Source organism: Candidatus Kurthia intestinigallinarum (assembly GCF_003991225.1).
GTDB classification, from domain to species: Bacteria; Bacillota; Bacilli; order Bacillales_A; family Planococcaceae; genus Kurthia; species Kurthia populi.
In genome coordinates this window covers 1-1,006 of record NZ_JTFC01000048.1, presented here as the reverse complement: position 1 = coordinate 1,006, position 1,006 = coordinate 1, and the positions used below count along the sequence as shown (strand labels likewise).

The window sequence follows — 1,006 nt, the reverse complement described above, 5'->3', positions numbered from 1 at the left end:
CCAACGCCGGATCTTGTTGAATAATCGCACGGTCAAACGACACTTGTTTTTCAAGTCCTCGCTTATAGCCGCTCGCAACCGGAACAAAATTCAAGTGCATATGAGGAGTAGCTTCGTCATTATGGATGACCGCATTATATACTTTTAAATTCGGATTTCGCTTCTCAAAATCTTCGAACCACTCTAATAAAATTTCATTTCCTTTCTCATAATCCTTTCGCATAGGAAAGTCATATAAGTCTCCCACCTGAACAATCATTTCCTGCTGAAGCGCCGTTTTTTTACTGGATTGGATGTGCTTAAAGTAATCATCAATTTTCCGGTCATTGCGTTTTTGTTTAGCATTGTAATTTTCCAACGCTTCGCCAAATTCTTCTTGATACAGTTCTTTCAAATCCTTCTGAACGAGGTACACATTTTCGTGCGAACGAGATTCATCAATGTGTGAATTCCGTTCTTTATCCTTGTCACTCATGGTCCGATTATTGTGTTTGATGTTGGTTTTATTGGTCGCCTTTTTGAGCGAAACCGACATGCTCATGACGAATCACCTCACTTGCTATGAGTGTACCAGACAGTTTGTTACTTTGCCAAAGTAACCTTTTCTGTATTTTGACACTGCGCTGCGCTCCATGTGCAAAATGAAAAGGCTCTCCGAGGGTAAAAGCAGGGGTCTGTCACTCTGGCGTGACAGTTTCCCCAAGATCAAAATCAAAAGAAAAGACCTTGGGCGTTGCCCAAACCCACGAGGGAAAAGTTTCCCCTCGACCCCCTCCAAAAACTCCCCCATCCCCCTCAATTTTGAGGGGGCTCCCTCGCCGGTAGGCAGGTCAAAAGGTGTTGCCTTTTGACGTGCCGAGAGGGTTCGGGTTTTGCGAAATTCGTCAACTCCTTAAATTCCTTCCCGTTGGTCAGTCAGACATTTACCGTTGACGAATGCCACGTTTTTCGTTCTGCAGCTCATCAGCTTTTAGACGAAAAAAAAGACCGTCAAATGACGATCTTC

Annotated in this window: 1 protein-coding gene; it reads right to left on the bottom strand. The window is 43.8% G+C overall.

Translation table 11 applies throughout. The features are described from left to right. Nucleotides 1–541, bottom strand: a 541-nt coding sequence (locus tag QI30_RS18530) for a plasmid recombination protein (RefSeq protein ID WP_199754718.1), incomplete at its 3' end; no start/stop codon positions are given. Between the last annotated feature and the right edge of the window lie 465 nt (nucleotides 542–1,006).